This window comes from Acinetobacter sp. 25-47-130, from assembly GCF_056779705.1.
Genome location: NZ_JBWYII010000003.1, coordinates 178,336 through 195,554, shown reverse-complemented (window position 1 = coordinate 195,554; position 17,219 = coordinate 178,336). Strand labels below are relative to the sequence as shown.

Sequence of the window (17,219 nt, the reverse complement as noted above, 5' to 3'; positions counted from 1 at the left end):
GATTAACCTTTTAATTCCGCAGATACGATACCGAAGCCCGCAATCCACTCACTAATATCTTCATAGCAGTGAGTTGTCATTTCATACTCACCAACTTCGCTCAGTGCAGCAAATGCTGCCATCCAGCAACGCACTTCTTGACCACCACGACCACCTTCGACACGAATTTCTGCCTCAGTCATCGCTTCCATTGCAGCAAAATCTGCTTGTTTGAATTTCTCAAGCAATGCAATATCCCACTCAGGACTCAGCGGTACTGCAACTGATGTATCTCCAGCAGCGAGTTTCTGACCAACTGCAATAATTTTCGCTTGACGCGCATTACGTGCTTCTTCAGTTGGATTACGACCAGCAATTAAAAACTCTTCAACTTCTGGTGGCACTGAACCCATTTGTGGTGTAGGTGGATCATGAGACAAACCACCTGTACCCAATACAAGTACACGCTCATTTTCAAGATTAAGTGACTTGATAAACTGACCTACCGCACGACCTAAAGCGATTGTACGTTTAGTTGTTGGCATTGGTGCGGCAGCGCCATTTATAAATATTGGAATCGTTTTATAACGATCAAGTTTTCCATCACAAAGGAAGTGTAATGGTTGAGTCACACCATGGTCAGCCTGCATACGATATGAGTATGCAACATCAACACCTTCATCTAGAACTTGACGCACAAGTGCCAAAGCCTTGTCTTCAGGAACATCGATTTTATTGTCAATTTTACCGTAATCCCAGTCACCAGCAGCCGTAGCACGGATACCGACACAGAAACTTGGCATAAGGTCGTAGAAAAAACCGTTAAAATGGTCTGGACCAAAAGTAATGATCAGTGTTGGATCGTAAGCTTTTACTTCAGCAGATAATTGTTCAAAAGCAGCACGTACTTTTTGCTCTTTTGACTGATCTTGAGGTGAAGCAAATTCCATTAAAGGACTGTGCGAAGCACAAATAAGTTTAACGGCCATGAGAGACTCCTTAAAAGGAAGGCAGCCTTAGAACAGGCTGCCGATAAGTCCATTTTTTAGACTAGATTTTATTCGTCAAAGAAACCAGCACGTGGTTGACGTAGACCACGAATACCCAAACCACATTCTGCATTGATCAGAACACCAGTTAAAGGTCGGTTATTTTGACGAGATGCCAAGAGCACATAAGAACCTGTCATTTCTTCAGGCTCAGGTAAGAAGTTCAACGGCATACCACGCGCGATTTTCTCAGGATCACGCGCATCTAAAAGACCTAGATTTTCTTGGCCTAATGATGCAGCACCTTTAATGTTTACATTCATACCTGACGGCGCAACAGCATTCACACGAACTTTGGGTGCAAGCTCATACGCCAATTCCTTCATGATGCCTACGCCAGCATGCTTAGATGCTGTGTAAACTGGACCACCACCCGCAGAATATAATGCTGAGTTAGATAGTGTGAAGATTATCGAACCTTCAGATTTTACTAACTCATCAAGTGCAGCTTTAGCACCTAGAATTAATGCTTTCGTATTAATTCCCATGATTTCGTCAAACGCTTTATCAAGTTGCTCACCTGAAGTATTGACGATATCTGCGTAGTGATCCCAGATTCCTGCATTACCAATAAAGCAATCAAGCTTACCAAAACGCTCAACAGTTGCTTTTACAGCACGGACATTGTCTTCATAGTTGGCAACATCACCAGCGATTGCAACAATTTGATCACCAAAGCGTTCTTTTAAAGCATCGACTTTAGATTGTGAACGTTGTAACACAACAACGTGTGCACCTTCTTCAAGGAAGCGTTCAACTAAAGCCCAACCTAAACCAGAACCACCACCTGTGATCAGTGCAACTTCGCCTTTAAGCCAACCCATGATTACTCTCCTGCCATCTCAACGTATAACGCACCATCTTCAACAATCACTGGGAAAGTTTGAATTGGATCTGTCGCTGGTAAACATAATGCTTGACCGGTTTTTAAACAGAAGCGAGCTGAATGCAATGGGCATTCGACAGTGCCATCGTCTTCAAGATAACCTTCTGACATTGAAGCATTACCATGAGAACAACGGTCATTCATTGCGAAGAACTCACCACCATTGTTAAACACTGCAAGCGCATCGATACCGTTAACGCCGCAATCTACTTTCAACGCTTCGCCTTCGTCTAATTCGTCAACTTGGCAAACAAAAATCTTATTCATTAGAAGAATACACTCAGGTTGTGAGAGTTATAGGTAACTTGATCAAGCGTGATCTTACGGTTGAAAATTTGGAAGCCTAAGCCACCTTCAACTTTACGGATCTTGTCATGACGTTTACCACAGTAAATCGTGACATCTTTCTCTTTTTGTGTACGGTACAAAAGATATGTAACGTATACATCGTATTCGCCTTCAACTTCAGTAGCTTCTACGATCACGTTACTCACCATATGAGTTGTACGTGATGGAGGCTCTTCAGCCCACGCCATACCTGTTTCAAGACGAGCAACACGACGCTCTAAAAGATCTTTCGTATCATTGAACACCCAAGTTGTAGGTGGTTCAATTGAACGACGACGGTCACGCGTTTGAGCATTTGGTGTTGTACGTAGCGTGTAAGAAATATCTTCAGCTAACGTATCTAACCAGTCGCGAAATTTCCAATCGTCAAGCAATTTCGCTTCACGATAGAGGAATTGGCTAATTTGATGGTGAAGTTCTAAACTCACTTGACTCATTTCATAAGCTCCTTCTCATATTCGTCAGCTGCTTTCTCAACATCTTCCCATTTTTCATGGATTAGCAAGTCTGCCCAACGACGGTACATGCCGCGTGCCGCAGTTTCTGAGAAAATGTAGTTGGTGATCCCAGGGATACCATCTTCACGAATTTTCTCGTTGCCAAGACCCATTTCCATAATGAGTTTGTTTTGACGCGCTTTGTAACCACGTAAGACTTTTTGAATTTCGATCCAGTTTTCAGAGTCATCTTGCTCTAAGAAACCAGCTGGACCAAATGCACGTGTCGCAGAACGTTCAAACGCTTCTTTCACTTCTTGTGACGCTTCAGCATCCGCAATACAGAACGCCCATACTTCAGTTTTGTTTGGACCACGTGGGTGCCATACGCGAAGTGTTGCTGTACCGTTTAACCAAGACAATGTTGGGAACATCGTGTTGTGACCAGCAAGACGTAACGCACGAATTTCACCAAGACGCTCTTTAACTTCTTCGTAAGTTTCGCGGAAATAGTTTGCTACTTCACCATCAACCCATACGTTTGCATCTGGTTTCTCTGTAAAGAAGAAGCCTGAACCGTGACCACGTGAACCATATTGGATCGCGTCTTTCGCAGTTTCCCATACCGGACGTGCAGTTTGCGCAGCACCTAATTTCTTAGTAGATTCGTCATCAGGTTTAGCACCTAATACTTGAATCGCAGATGCGTGAGAGAACAATGCATGATATTGGTCAGATGCAAACTGTTCAGCCGCAAATTTCCAGTTACATTCGATTTCCCACTTATGAACACCACCGATGATCTCAGTACCACCTGGACGACGATCTAATACGCCATCTAAGTACCAAGCGATATCACCCATGTATTCTTCAAGGTCTGGAGTTGTTTCATCCCAACAACCGAAGATTAAGCCTTTATAAGACTTCACACGGTTTACTTCGATCAAACTCCACTTCTCTTTACATGCGCCTTGAGGGAATGCACGATCTTCAAGAGGAATATCTTTAAGAGAGCCGTCTACGCCATAAGACCAACCGTGGTATGGACATGTAAATGCACGAGTGTTACCGCAGTCAGCAAAGCTCACGCGCATTGAACGGTGACGACATTGGTTTAACAATGCTTTGATTGAACCGTCTTTTTGACGTACCACGATGATCGGATCTTCACCCATATAGGTATTGAAGAAATCACCAGCCTTTGGAATTTGGCTTTCATGGCAAAGGAATAACCATGTACGACCGAACACACGTTCAAGTTCTAGTTCATAGATATCTGGATCTGTATAAATAGATGGCGTGATACGTCCATTTTGTGCATCGACTAAAGCATCGATTTCGCGCACATCAATTTTCCCACTCATGAAAAGCTCTCCTGTGACTAAATTAGACACAAACTAATAGACTCAACTTTGCAGAGATAATGAGTTTTGAACGAGTTTTGGGGAAATATTTTTTTTGTTTGAATCAAGATGTTTTATCGATAAATTGATCAATCGCTCAATACGTGAATTTTACCATATTTTAATAATAACGTTGATATTTCAATATGCTCAGCCCCACTTCACCGAATATCCATTTGTGAACTATACTCGCACTTGATCATATTTAGACATTATATGAATCAATCTTTGGATGATTTTTTTATGGAACTACGACACCTACGATATTTCATTGCTGTGGCAGAAGAACTCAACTTCACCAAAGCAGCCTTGCGCCTTTATACTGCTCAGCCATCATTGAGCCAGCAGATTAAAGATCTTGAAGATGAAATTGGCGTCCCTTTGCTTTATCGTACAAAACGTAAGGTAGAACTCACTGAGGAGGGTCAAGTCTTCCTTGAACAAGCTCGCCTCACGATAGCCCAAGCAGACAAAGCAGTCGCAATGACTCGTCAGATTGCCAAATCTAAACAGCAATTGTTACGTATCGGCTTTGTTCCTGTAGTTGAAATGAAAATTTTTCCTTACGTTCTCCCTAATCTTCGTGTTCAAAACCGGGATTTAAAGATTGAATTGTTAAGCTTAAACAACTCCGATCAGTCAAAAATGTTAAAAAAAGGCGAAATTGATATCGCTTTTACTCGTCAAAATCTATTTAGTGATGAAATCGAAAGTCAATTTGTTTTACGAGAACCTTTGATTTTCTTACTCCCCAAAGATCATCCACTCGCTAAATACGATCGCATTCCAGTAAAAGAGCTCGATGGAATCGATTTCATTATTCCTTCTGAACAGCAATCTCAAACCCTAAATAAGATCATTCTAGATTTTGCAAAATACCATCAAATCAATTTAAATATTGTTCAAACTGCAGACAATATCCTCTTTAACATTAATTCTATTGGCATGAACCTGGGCTGTACTTTTCTACCTGGATATATCGCACCACTGACGATGAACAACACCGTGATTCGCCCGCTAGACGTGGAATTACCTTCAATCGATTTATTTGCAAGCTATAGAAAAAGTACTAACTCAGAAGGAGTCAAAAAATTTATGGACTTACTGAGCTCTGTTTTTTACCTTGATATTAATCGTAATTAATTAATTTTTTTTTCAAATTAATGATCACCGTTAAACATAGCGGTGATTTTTATTTTTTATTTCAACCAACAGTCTTAGACTTTAGTCTAATAAAGTTTTACGAATATCATCATAAATTCTATGAATTCAGGCTTTAGATTAGACTATTTTTTAAACAACCCATTAACTAACTAGACTTGATCTACCACTTAAGTCTAATGCATTAAAACAGATCAATGCTCAATATTGATTATCAATATGCAGATTTAAATGTATTAAACACATGTTCTGTATTTTAAGTTTTAAAAAAGAGGATGATTAAATCATCCTCTTTTTTAGTTTTTTAGGATCTTAAATTATTTAACGCCATGAACTGCTAGATAATTTTTGATCACCGTATTAAATTCTTCTGCTTTTTCAACTTGCGACCAGTGACCGCACTGACTGAAAATATGTGCATCAGCATTAGGAACGATATTTAAAATGTCCCAAGTACGAGACACAGGAATCACCACATCTTGAGTACCATGAATCAATAATACAGGAACTGTAATATCTTTCATTTTTTCAAAGTCTAATGGGAACTCGAAACGATCACGGTCACGCGCACCCACAACATCCATTAAACGATCAGATGCGTAGTCATTCGCCGCAGAATCAAAACGTACTTTTACCAGCTCATCTGTAATTAAGTCTTTATTTACAACGAACATTGAAAGTGTCTTACGAATACCTTCTTCTGTTAAAACTGGGTTTGCATGTGCTTTTAGGGCTGCAGTTTGTTTTGCACCACCTGTACCCATTGAAACAATACCGAGTACACGCTCTGGATAATCAAGTGCCAATTGGAATGCTAACCAACCACCTAGAGAATTACCTACTAACCATGTTTTTTCAATACCAAGTGCATCAAGAGTACGAATTGCATGATCAACCCATGCACGGATACCGTATTGAGTTCCTGGTGCAACGACAGTTTGACCATAACCAATGGTATCAATTGCGATACAACGCGCTTGCTCACCAATTGCAGGTAAATTCAACCACCAGTTAGCAGCTGCTGATACACCAGTACCAGAACCATGAAGGAATAAAATAGGCGTGCCTTCACCAATTTCATGATAATGGGTTAACTCACCTTCAGCAGTTTCGATCCATTTATCTTCTAAACCAAAGAATGAATCCGTTTTATATTCTGGAATTTGAACAGTGCTCATCATAGTCCTCTAACTGTCTATAACTGATCATATATTTGTGAAACAATCATCAGTTGATGTTTACAAATGATAGTTTTACAGGCTTATATTAACTGCTCTGTACCTTTCAACTGATACAAATTTACGATTGCATCCATCTTTTTACCAATTAAATAAATTACTGTTTTTACTTATTTTTTTAAAATCAATATTCACCCTCTGAATATGACTTGATAAGATCTCGATATGATCCTTGCTCATCATATCGAGATCAATTTCATTTTAGAATTTATAACTATAACTTAACGCCACACGATGCTCTTCTAAATCACTCAAAGTACCTGGAACATTGATGTTGTTATAATTAGTATCAATGAACATATAGTTGAAACCAAGACCTTTATACTTACCTTCTGGCACAACATAGTTCACGATGATGTTATTTTCATTCTCGCGACCTCGACCTGGTGTTGCCGTATCAATATTCCAACCTTGGAAATGACGTACAGTGGCAGATAATCCTGGTACACCCATTTCTTTAAAATTATAGGTATAACCTACACTCCAAGATTTCTCATCCTTACGGATAAAACTCGCGACTGACCAGTTATCTAAATAAGGTTGTGGCACCCAACCACCCAATGTTGGGAATAGTGTCGCTTCATCTCCATGCTCGCCAAACATCTCTTGATAACCCAATTGAACAGTATGCATACCATGATTGACTTTCGCCCCCATAGAAATTGCTTGGCTATCAATTTCACCAAAAAGTTTATCGCCAGTTTCACTGTTATCGAAGTAACGAATATGTGCATCTAAATTCGTTTTTTCATCAAGTTTAGTTTTATAGCTTGCAGCAACATAATGTTGCTTGAAGATGTCAGTTAAATCAGCGAACCAATAACTACCACCAATCTTTGATGTAAACTGGTGATCAACACCAACAATATACATTCCATCATCAGTTGTGAGACCTTGAGCTTCTGCCTTCGCAAAATCATTGTTTGGGAATAAGGTCAAATCTTGATACTGATTATCGTAACGCGAATTAATACCATCAATATAAGCTAAGGTTAATTTAGTATCCTGAATATCTTTCGACTCTAACCATGCACCACTATAAGTAGTTAATAATTGGCGTGATGGATCGAAGAAAATAACTGGTGACATCGGCAATAAATCACCTACTTTAAGTTCAGTTTCAGAAACTTTAACTTTTAAAGTCGCACCGAATTTAGCATTATCGCGTTCTGTACGACCTTGACTGTTATCATATGGCATATGAATGTCATTTACAGAATCACGCGATTTCAATCCAATTGCATATTGAGCCAAGAGATCTGCACCAACTTGAATGCCTGCACCAATATCGTGATAACCCGATTTAGCATCTAAAGTGATTGCTTGCGTCCAGTTACCATAATCTAGATTTGGTGCTGTATCGTAATTACGTTCTAAATAGAAATTTTTAAATTTAAGCTGAACATTTGAATCAGCCACAAAATTCGCGTGAGCAGCAGTTGTCCCTAGAGTTGTTGCAGCAATCATTGCTAGCCATAATTTTTGATGACGCATGGCTTCATCCTATACTCAAATCAGCGTTGATGAGCATATTGCTAAATTGTGCACTCTGAAGAAATCAGACTAGAGTCTAAAAAAAATTTAGACTTTTCCGATGAAAAACAATACTTTAAAAACTCTCATTGTTATAAACAATTAATAATAGCTCAGTAACTAAGCAAATTAACTTTTACTATGGATAATTTATTATATTTTAATATCTTACAAATTAACCCAGAAGCATTTTGCCATTTTATTTAATAGTTTTTAAGTTTAACAATCACGATACGCTCTACACCAAATCACTCAATATAAGCACCCAAACATCTCACGCAATTGTTTTTTTATATGTATCTTTTCTAAATTCATAAAAAAAGCACTCCTAAGAGTGCTCTTTCAAATCACTTTTAAATTATGCGTTAAGTTCTTTTGCTTTAGCCATAGTCAAAGCTAGATCTTCAATCATGTCTTCCTGACCACCAACAGTACCACGGCGACCAAGCTCCATTAAGATTTCACGCGCAGATACGCCATATTTCGCTTCAGCACGTTTAGCGAACAATAGGAATGAAGAGTAAACACCCGCATAACCTAAAGTAGCTGCATCACGGTCTGCACGAATTGGGTTGTGCATCATTGGAATCACAAGATCTTCAGCAACATCTTGTACTTTGAACAAGTCAACGCCTGTGTCCATACCCATACGATTTGCAACAGCGATGAACAATTCAAGTGGTGTGTTACCTGCACCCGCACCGAGACCTGCAGATGCCAAGTCAACACGTACCGCGCCTGCTTCAACAGCAGCAACAGTATTTGATACACCCATACCTAAGTTGTGGTGACCGTGGAAACCCAACTCAATGCTTGGGTCCAAGTGTTGACGTAAGTGTCCAACGCGATCAATTACATCTTGAGGAAGCATGTAACCTGCTGAGTCAGTCACATAAATACAGTTTGCACCGTAAGACACCATCTTCTTCGCTTCTTCTAAAAGACGCTCTGGAGATGCCATGTGAGCCAACATTAAGAAGCCCACTGTGTCCATTTCTAATTTACGCGCAGCGGTGATGTGCTGTTCAGAACAGTCAGCTTCAGTACAGTGAGTTGCAACACGAATCGTTGATACACCGATTTCATGTGCCATTTTCAAGTGGTCAACCGTACCGATACCAGGAAGAAGAAGTGCAGAAACTTTTGCATTCTTCATACGCGGTACAACAGCAGACAAGTATTCTTCGTCAGTCGCAGCAGCAAAACCGTAGTTTACTGATGAACCACCAAGGCCGTCACCGTGAGTGACTTCAATTAATGGTACGCCTGCATCATCAAGTGCTGTTGAAATTGCAATCATTTGCTCAACAGTCGTTTGATGGCGCTGCGGATGCATACCATCACGTAAAGTCATATCATGAACAATAATCTTAGACATGCGGTTGCTCCTTAAGCTTCTTCTTTGTTGAATACGTGTTCAGCAAACATTTCTGCTGTACGAGCAGCTGCAGCTGTCATAATGTCGAGGTTACCTGCATATTTCGGCAAGAAATCACCCAAACCTTCTACTTCCAAGAAGATAGAAACACGGTTACCATCAAAAATTGGACCATTTACAAGTTTGTAACCTGGTACATATTTTTGCACTTCTTTAATCATCGCGTGAACTGATTCAGTGATCGCAGCTTGATCTGGCTCACCTTCAACAAGACAGTGTACTGTGTCACGCATCATAAGTGGTGGCTCAGCAGGGTTAATGATGATGATCGCTTTACCTTTTTTCGCACCACCAACTTTCTCAATAGCACCCGCAGTTGTACGTGTGAATTCGTCGATGTTTTTACGTGTACCAGGACCTACAGATTTTGTAGACACAGTCGCGATGATCTCACCATATTCAACAGGTTGAACACGTGAAACTGCTGCAACCATAGGAATTGTCGCCTGACCACCACACGTTACCATATTCACGTTAGGCACTTCACCTTCTGCAAGTAAAGCTTCTAAGTTCACAGGTGGAACACAGAAAGGACCAATTGCAGCAGGTGTTAAGTCAATCATCAGTACACCAAGTTCATTTAACTTGCGGCTGTTTTCAGCATGTACATATGCAGACGTTGCATCAAAAGCAATTTTAATATCATCTTCAATGACGTGAGGAAGAAGACCATCAACCCCTTCTGCAGTGGTTTTTAAACCCATTTTCGCAGCACGAGCAAGACCTTCAGAAGTAGGATCGATACCCACCATCCAAACTGGCTCTAACCATTCGCTACGTTGAAGTTTGTAAAGCAAATCAGTACCAATGTTACCTGGTCCGATCATTGCACATTTAATCTTTTTCATTAACGTACTCTCTCAAAATTCCGACTTATTCAGCAGCGAAAGCAGCAGTCACTGAACCAAAGCCTTCAATCTCAACTTTGAATTCATCACCTGGGTTTGCTACAACCATAGGGCCTAATGCACCTGTTAAAATAATGTCACCAGCTAACAATGGACGACCACGACGTACCATTTCATCAGCAAGCCAGACAGCTGCATTTAAAGGGTTTGCTAAGCAAGCCTTACCAACACCTTGAGACACGACTTCTTCACCACGTGTCATGATCATTTTACAATTCACTAGATCAAGGTTATCGAGTTTTACAGGACGTGACCCCAATACAAATGCAGCTGAAGATGCATTATCTGCGACAGTGTCAATCAAACTGATCTTCCAGTTTTCAATTCGACTATCCACCACCTCTACAGCAGGAAGTGCATAATCAGTCGCGCTGATAATGTCAGCATAAGTGTGTTTTTCTTTCGTTAAATCTTGTTTGATCACCAAAGCGATTTCCGCTTCTACTTTAGGTTGGATCAATAGACCTGCAGGAATCGCCTCTCCATCACCATAAGCCATGTCTGCAAACAGCATACCGAAGTCAGGTTGATCTACACCGAGTTGTGCTTGAACCACTTTTGATGTCAAACCGATTTTACGTCCAACTAAACGACGACCTTCTGATAAGGCACGCGCTGTATTCACTTCTTGTACAGCGTAAGCGATATCTACATCAGCAGCTTCACCACCCAACGTTGGGCGAATTGGTGCGATTGCACTTTGTGATAATTCAGCAGTTCGTAACGCTTGTGCTACTGATTCAACTACAGCAGAATTAGACATCAAGACTTCCTTCAACTTCATTCGATGATCTATTTGACCTTAGGAAAATTGCTTGAAAACAACCTTCTGAGGGACAAATTCTTTTAGAGAGATACCTGCATCTCTGATGATAGCTAGAATGGAAAAATCTTGACCTATATGCCAATACTTATTTTCTTTATGACAATAGTTTCAGACTATAAATAATTTATCAAATCAAGACTCTATCTTATTGTTTTACATGTTTTTAAAATTTTATTATTTAAATATACAGAATGTTTAATCTATTTCTAATACTACTTATTAGACCATTGATAATAGAATTATCTATGGATTACAAATTATTAATCACTAATCCAAAGACAAGTTATATTCTTTTATTGTTCAACTACAATTCAATTAAAATTCATTTTAAAAACTTTGTTAAGGCGACTTAAGTCGTAAAATCGGTGTTGAATATTACAATTGCTACTATCTCATCACCAAATAATCACATTTTCTCTCCATCAAAAAAGATTAGAATATTCTGTAGAATATTCATCAGGTGAAGATACAGAGATAACAATGAAATTATTAAAACTGCCACTATTGATCTTAGCTACTGGCATTAGCTTTTCGGTACTTGCTGACACAGAACCTAAAACTAATATTATTAATCTTCAAGCAGATGCCTCTAAACAAGTCTCTAATGATGAAATGCACGCCATTTTATTTATTGAAAAAAGTAATAAGCAGCCTGCACAACTTTCAACACAAATGACCCAATTGATGAATCAGGCCATCAGCATCAGTAAAAAATACCCCCAAGTAAAGGTCGAAACGGGTTCTCAGACCACTTACCCTGTCTATGACAACAACAATTCAACAAAACTGAAGGAATGGCGCGGCCGCGCTGAAGTGAATATTGAAAGCAAAGATTTTAAAGCAGCGAGCCAGTTAATTAGCGAGTTACAACAAGATTTTCAAACACAATCGATTAATTTCACTGTTTCCACTGAAAAACGAAAGCAGGTTGAAAATGAGTTATTGACAGAAGCCACGCAAAATTTCCAACAGCGCGCTCAGGTTCTCACTAAAGCTTGGAATCGTTCTAGCTATAACTTGGTTAACTTGAATATGAACACCAATAATTATTCACCAAGACCATTAGCCATGGCACGTGCCGCAATGGTTGTAGAGAGTGCACCCGCTGCAGACTCACAAAATATGGCTGCTGGAGAATCAACAATCACAGTCAATGCAAATGGATCAATTCAATTAAAATAGTTCGCTATTAAAGTTCAAAAAGCCACTCAATAAGTGGCTTTTTTTGTTTCTTACTTTTTAAATGGGAAGGCATATTTCACAATACGTCCCAAAACCTGACCATATTGTTTAAATAAACTCGCATTATTGTAATTCAAGCCGTATTTTTCACACACCGCTTTCACTTTAGGCCCCATTTGACGGTAACGTCGAGCAGGAATATCTGGATAAAGATGATGCTCAATCTGATGACTCAAATGCCCCGTCAAAATATGGAATCCTTCAGAACCTGTCAGGTTAGAAGACCCACGAATTTGACGCATATACCAATGGCCACGGCTTTCATTTTCTAAAACTGACTTCGGAAAAACTTCCACATCTTTGGTGAAGTGACCGCAGAAAATGATACTGAATGTCCAAATATTACGAATACCATTAGCGACTAAATTACCTGTGAAAACGGGTAATGCTGCAGGACCTGCAATGAGTGGGAAGAAAACATAATCTTTAAATAACTGTTTCCCCATTTTCTTTTTCATCGGGTTCAAACGTTGTTGAAATTCTTCTTTGGTCATGCGCCCTTTTAAGCGCTTACCAATTTCTAAGTTCTGAATCGCTACACCCCACTGGAATAACAAACAGAATGGAATACTGTAAAGTGGTTGTAATAAATATCCTTTTTTCCAGCGTTGCTCTGGGAACAAACGAAGAATTCCATAACCAATATCATCATCCATACCTTTAATATTGGTATAGGTATGGTGTTTGTAGTTGTGGGTTTGGCGCCAATCATCAGATGTGCCGACGATATCCCATTCGTAAGTTGTCCCTTTAAATTTAGGGTCGTTCATCCAATCATATTGACCATGCATCACATTATGGCCCAACTCCATGTTTTCCATGATTTTGGCAAAACCAAGCAAGCCTGTGCCTAAAAGCCATGCTGGAGGAAACCAGCCAGCAAATAAGCATGCACGTCCAAGGATTGAACTGTAGCGAATCGCTGCATACACTCGCTTAATATACTTTTCGTCTTTTTCACCTAAATCATCAAGAACTTCCTGCTTAATTGCATCAAGTTCACGTGCGAGTTCATCAAGTTGTGCATCAGTGAGTTCACGATTTTTTGGGTTTTTGAAATATTGTGCTTGAACTGGCATATTCATGATTATTCTCGCTTATAGGTCGATAGTGAGATCAGACTGAGCTGAATTGATACAGATTTTGAGCAGATTTCCAGGCTCAGTATTTTCTGCACCATTGACGAGGTTTTTAGTTGCACCTTGCGCTTTATGGCATGCACATTTATTACATACCCCCATGCGGCAACCGTGCTGTGGGCGAATATTTTGTTGCTCTAAACTTGCAAGTATTGATTGTCCCTTTGGAATCGTGACGACCTTATTTGATTTCGTAAGTGTGACCTGAACAAAACCAGTTTCATCACTAATGAATGGTTCAACACTGAATGCTTCACCTTTAAATTTATGAACACGAGTATCAGTTAGTTGTTCAGCAACTTGCACAAATCCTGCTGGACCGCATGCATAAACCGTATATTGATCTAAGGATTCGATAGCAGTTAAATGAGAATCTTCTAAACGGGAATCAGCCACTTCATCTTGAGTGGTAAAAAATTCAACATTAAAATTTGAGTGTTGATTCGCCAAAGCAATCAACTCTGTTTGAAATGCTAAATCTTCTGTTTTTTTTGCCCAGTACATCAATTTAACTGGCTGAACTAATTTTTTTTGTTGCTGCAATAATGCCTTGATCAAGCTGTACATTGGAGTAATACCACTCCCTGCGGCCAGCATTAATAGAGGTGTATTTACACTTCCAAGTGTCATATCTCCATAGGGTGCACCAAACTCAACAATATCGCCTACCTCAGCAATATCGTTAATCCAAGAACTGACTACACCCTGATCGACTTTCTTAGCAGTCAACAATACATGTTGAGTGTCGATTTTGGTCAAACTATAGGTACGTTCAAAACAACGACCTCGTGTCGTGACAATAACTGGATGATGTTGCCCTGCTTCACCAAACTGAAATTTTCGATTAACCGCAATTTTTAAGCTGACCGTATCATTTGCAACTTGTGTACGTTCAACAATTTTGCCTAATGATTGATTCACCGACCAAATTGGATCGATCTTTTGCAACCAAAAATTGGCAGCATTCGGATCAAATACAGCATTTACTGCGGATCTAATCAAATTTTTAGGTTGCTTAACTGCTTGCATTATGGGCTCATCACAGTGGGTTTAGAATTATTATACACATGTATATATATTTGTATAGACACTTGTATATCATCTATTGATTTCCATATCCTGACACAGAGCGATATAATGCAACTCTAACTGTAAACTTCTGATATTTATGAGCAGCTCTACGATTACTCTTTCTCCTCTACATGCCAGTGAATCCGCATCCATTTTGGAGCATCCAACTGCACGTACAGTCGGAAGAAAAGCCACAATCACGAAAGAAGAATTATTCCAAGCTGCTCTCAACCTTATCGGACCTCAAAAAAGCATCGCATCTTTAAGCTTGCGCGAAGTTGCCCGTGAAGCAGGAATTGCGCCAAACAGTTTTTATAGACATTTTAAAGATATCGACGAACTTGCCATTGAATTGATTGATCGCTCAGGTATTGTTTTACGTCAAATCTTGCATCAAGCTCGCTTAAAAGCAGTTCGCAATTCAAGTATTGTGCGTAGTTCAGTTGAAGTATTTATTGAACAGTTAGATGCTGACGAAGGTAATCTGAGCCTGTTGTTACGTGAAGGTTATACTGGTTCTGCCTCTTATAAAGAGGCGGTTGAAAAACAGCTCAATTACTTTCAGCAAGAACTCATGGATGATCTTGTTCGTCTCGAGCAAAATAACTCTCATAAAATCAAGCATCCAGAATTGGCTGCAAAAGCGATTACTCAATTGGTATTCACTATGGGTGCTAAATTAATCAACATGCCACACGATGAAAGAAAAGTTGTAGCTGAACAAACGATGACGATGATCCGAATGATTTTAGAAGGCGCACGTCATCTGAAAGAATAAATACTGAGTGTAAAAAAAGCCCTTCAGTTGAAGGGCTTTTTTATTACTTTTCCCAAATAACTTCTTTATTTTGAGCAACCCAAGTTGGAATAAGGGCTTCGTACTTCGCCTCAATTTTATTACGCTTAATCTTCATAGTCGGCGTCAACATATCGTTATCCATCGTCCACAAATCCATAATGACCACAAAGAATGCAATTTTTTCATGTGGCTCAAGCTTTTCATTAATTTCATTCTTCAACTCAATTAATTTTGCTTCGATATCATCACGTTTATTATCTTGTTGCAATTTATTGCGAATTTCTTCTGCCAACATCACAAAGCCGATCGGCTGTTTATGGCTTGCACCACCAACACAGACAGATTCAATCATTTGGTTATTACCAATCTTTTGTTCAATTGGTACAGGCATCACATACTTACCTTTCTGAGTTTTAAAGATGTCCTTTACACGTCCAGTAATTTTTAGACGGCCAGTCGCATCAATTTCACCCATGTCTCCTGTTCTTAAATAACCATCCTCAGTCAAATCTTCAGCTGTTTTTTCTGGGTTCTTGTAATAACCCAACATTGTTCCTGGGCTTCTGACTAAAATCTCACCATTCTCATCAATCTTGCAGTCTACTCGTGCTTGAACATGTCCGACATATCCACTCATATATTCACCCATACGTGTGATATGCGAGTATCCACAGTTTTCTGTCATTCCATAAACTTCAAGCAACTCTAAGCCCAAATTACGATACCATTTAATAATATCTACGGGTAAAGGTGCAGAACCCGTTAAAGCATAACGAACATGATTCAAACCCAATTTTGCCAAGAGTTTTTGCTTAATCTTATTGCCCAAGAATGGGAGTTTAAACAACACGTTTTGTACATTAAGTGGAATTTTTTCATTAATCCCCAAATAAAATTTAGTCCATAAACGTGGCACAGAAAAGAAGATCGTTGGTTTTGCACGATTAAGATCTTCAATAAATGTATCTAATGAATTGGCAAAATAAACGGTAAAACCACAAATCATCACGGATGATTGAATAAATACACGCTCTGCAACATGAGCTAGCGGCAAGTAAGATAAAGCACGATCTTTTTCTGAAACACCAAACGTAGATTTCAGCTCACTCGCAGGTGAGAGCAAGGTCTTATAACTTTGCATAACGCCCTTAGGTAGACCTGTACTGCCCGAGGTATAAATAATGGTCGCAAGCTCATCCTCGTTTGGAAAATAAGGCTCACTGGTTGGTGCTGTTTTTGCAGTGATTTCATCCCATGTCGGCGCATTATAGTCAGGCGCCAATGGCAATTTAATACAATGCATATCTTGCGGGATGATTTGTTTTACATCGTTCCAACTATCTCCAATGCCATCCAACTTACCGATAAACAGAGCCTTAGTTTCACTATGATCTAGAACATATTTGGTGCCTTCACCATTGAGAGTCGTATATAAGGGAACCGACACGTGCCCTGCCATCCAAATGGCAAGATCTGCCATGATCCAGTGCGCACTATTTTTACCAAAAATTGCAATCTGTGAGCGGCCTGGCAAATTCAGAGATTGTAAATAAGCAGCCATTTTTTTGACTTGACTGGCCACTTCTCCCCAAGTGTATTTAATCACCTGACCATTTGGTAAAGGCTGAACCAAGAAATCTTGGTCTGGCGATTTATTTTCCCAATACATTAAGTAGTGAATATGAGTTGGTAAAAACTCAAATTGGTTGTTGTGCTGATTTACTTCCATGTGAAATGACTCCCAATAACGCATCATTGTTGT

The 17,219-nt window shown here is 39.5% G+C and carries 16 protein-coding genes; 3 read left to right on the top strand and 13 right to left on the bottom strand.

Annotated features, from left to right (window positions below):
* Positions 1-2 precede the first annotated feature (2 nt).
* From AC1M83_RS06615 to hcaE, 5 genes are all read right to left on the bottom strand, one after another.
* Positions 3-968, bottom strand: a complete 966-nt coding sequence (locus tag AC1M83_RS06615) for a 3-carboxyethylcatechol 2,3-dioxygenase (protein ID WP_180028838.1) — start codon at positions 966-968, stop codon at positions 3-5.
* A gap of 68 nt (positions 969-1,036) precedes the next feature.
* Positions 1,037-1,852 (bottom strand): 3-phenylpropionate-dihydrodiol/cinnamic acid-dihydrodiol dehydrogenase, encoded by an 816-nt coding sequence (gene hcaB / locus AC1M83_RS06610; RefSeq protein ID WP_481590286.1) that lies wholly within the window; start codon positions 1,850-1,852, stop codon positions 1,037-1,039.
* 2 nt (positions 1,853-1,854) lie between these two features.
* Positions 1,855-2,181 carry a 3-phenylpropionate/cinnamic acid dioxygenase ferredoxin subunit gene (gene hcaC / locus AC1M83_RS06605; RefSeq protein ID WP_005181999.1) on the bottom strand — a complete coding sequence of 109 codons (327 nt, stop codon included), beginning with the start codon at positions 2,179-2,181 and terminating at the stop codon, positions 1,855-1,857.
* The gene (hcaF, locus tag AC1M83_RS06600; RefSeq protein WP_035267127.1) at positions 2,181-2,699 is read right to left on the bottom strand and encodes a 3-phenylpropionate/cinnamic acid dioxygenase subunit beta; all 519 of its coding nucleotides are present in this window, start codon (positions 2,697-2,699) and stop codon (positions 2,181-2,183) included. Before hcaF ends, hcaC begins: the two co-directional genes overlap by 1 nt.
* Entirely contained in the window at positions 2,696-4,063 is a 1,368-nt protein-coding gene (gene hcaE, locus AC1M83_RS06595; protein ID WP_092767097.1) for a 3-phenylpropionate/cinnamic acid dioxygenase subunit alpha, read from the bottom strand. Before hcaE ends, hcaF begins: the two co-directional genes overlap by 4 nt.
* Positions 4,064-4,345: 282 nt before the next feature.
* Between hcaE and hcaR the strand changes: the two genes are divergently transcribed.
* The gene (gene hcaR, locus AC1M83_RS06590; protein ID WP_035267131.1) at positions 4,346-5,245 is read left to right on the top strand and encodes a DNA-binding transcriptional regulator HcaR; all 900 of its coding nucleotides are present in this window, start codon (positions 4,346-4,348) and stop codon (positions 5,243-5,245) included.
* Between the two features lie 335 nt (positions 5,246-5,580).
* Here hcaR and AC1M83_RS06585 read toward each other — a convergent pair whose 3' ends face one another.
* The 5 genes from AC1M83_RS06585 to AC1M83_RS06565 all read right to left on the bottom strand — a co-directional run bounded on the left by AC1M83_RS06585 (position 5,581) and on the right by AC1M83_RS06565 (position 11,143).
* The gene (locus AC1M83_RS06585) at positions 5,581-6,441 is read right to left on the bottom strand and encodes an alpha/beta fold hydrolase (protein WP_035267132.1); all 861 of its coding nucleotides are present in this window, start codon (positions 6,439-6,441) and stop codon (positions 5,581-5,583) included.
* Positions 6,442-6,702: 261 nt separating this feature from the next.
* A complete protein-coding gene (locus AC1M83_RS06580; RefSeq protein WP_481590285.1) occupies positions 6,703-7,995 on the bottom strand; it encodes an OprD family outer membrane porin in 1,293 nt (430 codons plus the stop codon).
* 397 nt (positions 7,996-8,392) lie between these two features.
* Positions 8,393-9,412, bottom strand: coding sequence for a 4-hydroxy-2-oxovalerate aldolase (gene dmpG, locus AC1M83_RS06575; protein WP_092767099.1), 1,020 nt, complete (start codon positions 9,410-9,412; stop codon positions 8,393-8,395).
* A gap of 11 nt (positions 9,413-9,423) precedes the next feature.
* A complete protein-coding gene (locus AC1M83_RS06570) occupies positions 9,424-10,320 on the bottom strand; it encodes an acetaldehyde dehydrogenase (acetylating) (RefSeq protein ID WP_035267137.1) in 897 nt (298 codons plus the stop codon).
* A 25-nt stretch (positions 10,321-10,345) separates the two neighbouring features.
* Positions 10,346-11,143: a 2-keto-4-pentenoate hydratase gene (locus tag AC1M83_RS06565; RefSeq protein WP_180028836.1), complete on the bottom strand. Its 798-nt coding sequence runs from the start codon at positions 11,141-11,143 to the stop codon at positions 10,346-10,348.
* A 543-nt stretch (positions 11,144-11,686) separates the two neighbouring features.
* Here AC1M83_RS06565 and AC1M83_RS06560 point away from each other — a divergent pair.
* Complete coding sequence (locus AC1M83_RS06560) at positions 11,687-12,388, top strand: SIMPL domain-containing protein (protein WP_092767100.1); 702 nt, start codon at positions 11,687-11,689, stop codon at positions 12,386-12,388.
* Positions 12,389-12,438: 50 nt separating this feature from the next.
* Here AC1M83_RS06560 and AC1M83_RS06555 read toward each other — a convergent pair whose 3' ends face one another.
* Together AC1M83_RS06555 and AC1M83_RS06550 are read right to left on the bottom strand one after the other, a co-directional pair.
* The gene (locus AC1M83_RS06555; protein WP_035267144.1) at positions 12,439-13,533 is read right to left on the bottom strand and encodes a fatty acid desaturase family protein; all 1,095 of its coding nucleotides are present in this window, start codon (positions 13,531-13,533) and stop codon (positions 12,439-12,441) included.
* 12 nt (positions 13,534-13,545) lie between these two features.
* Complete coding sequence (locus AC1M83_RS06550) at positions 13,546-14,616, bottom strand: flavin reductase family protein (protein WP_481590284.1); 1,071 nt, start codon at positions 14,614-14,616, stop codon at positions 13,546-13,548.
* A 139-nt stretch (positions 14,617-14,755) separates the two neighbouring features.
* Between AC1M83_RS06550 and fabR the strand changes: the two genes are divergently transcribed.
* The gene (gene fabR, locus AC1M83_RS06545) at positions 14,756-15,436 is read left to right on the top strand and encodes an HTH-type transcriptional repressor FabR (RefSeq protein ID WP_092767102.1); all 681 of its coding nucleotides are present in this window, start codon (positions 14,756-14,758) and stop codon (positions 15,434-15,436) included.
* Between the two features lie 43 nt (positions 15,437-15,479).
* Here the strand turns inward: fabR and AC1M83_RS06540 are convergent, their stop codons facing one another.
* Positions 15,480-17,186 (bottom strand): AMP-binding protein, encoded by a 1,707-nt coding sequence (locus tag AC1M83_RS06540; RefSeq protein WP_481590283.1) that lies wholly within the window; start codon positions 17,184-17,186, stop codon positions 15,480-15,482.
* Positions 17,187-17,219: the final 33 nt, after the last annotated feature.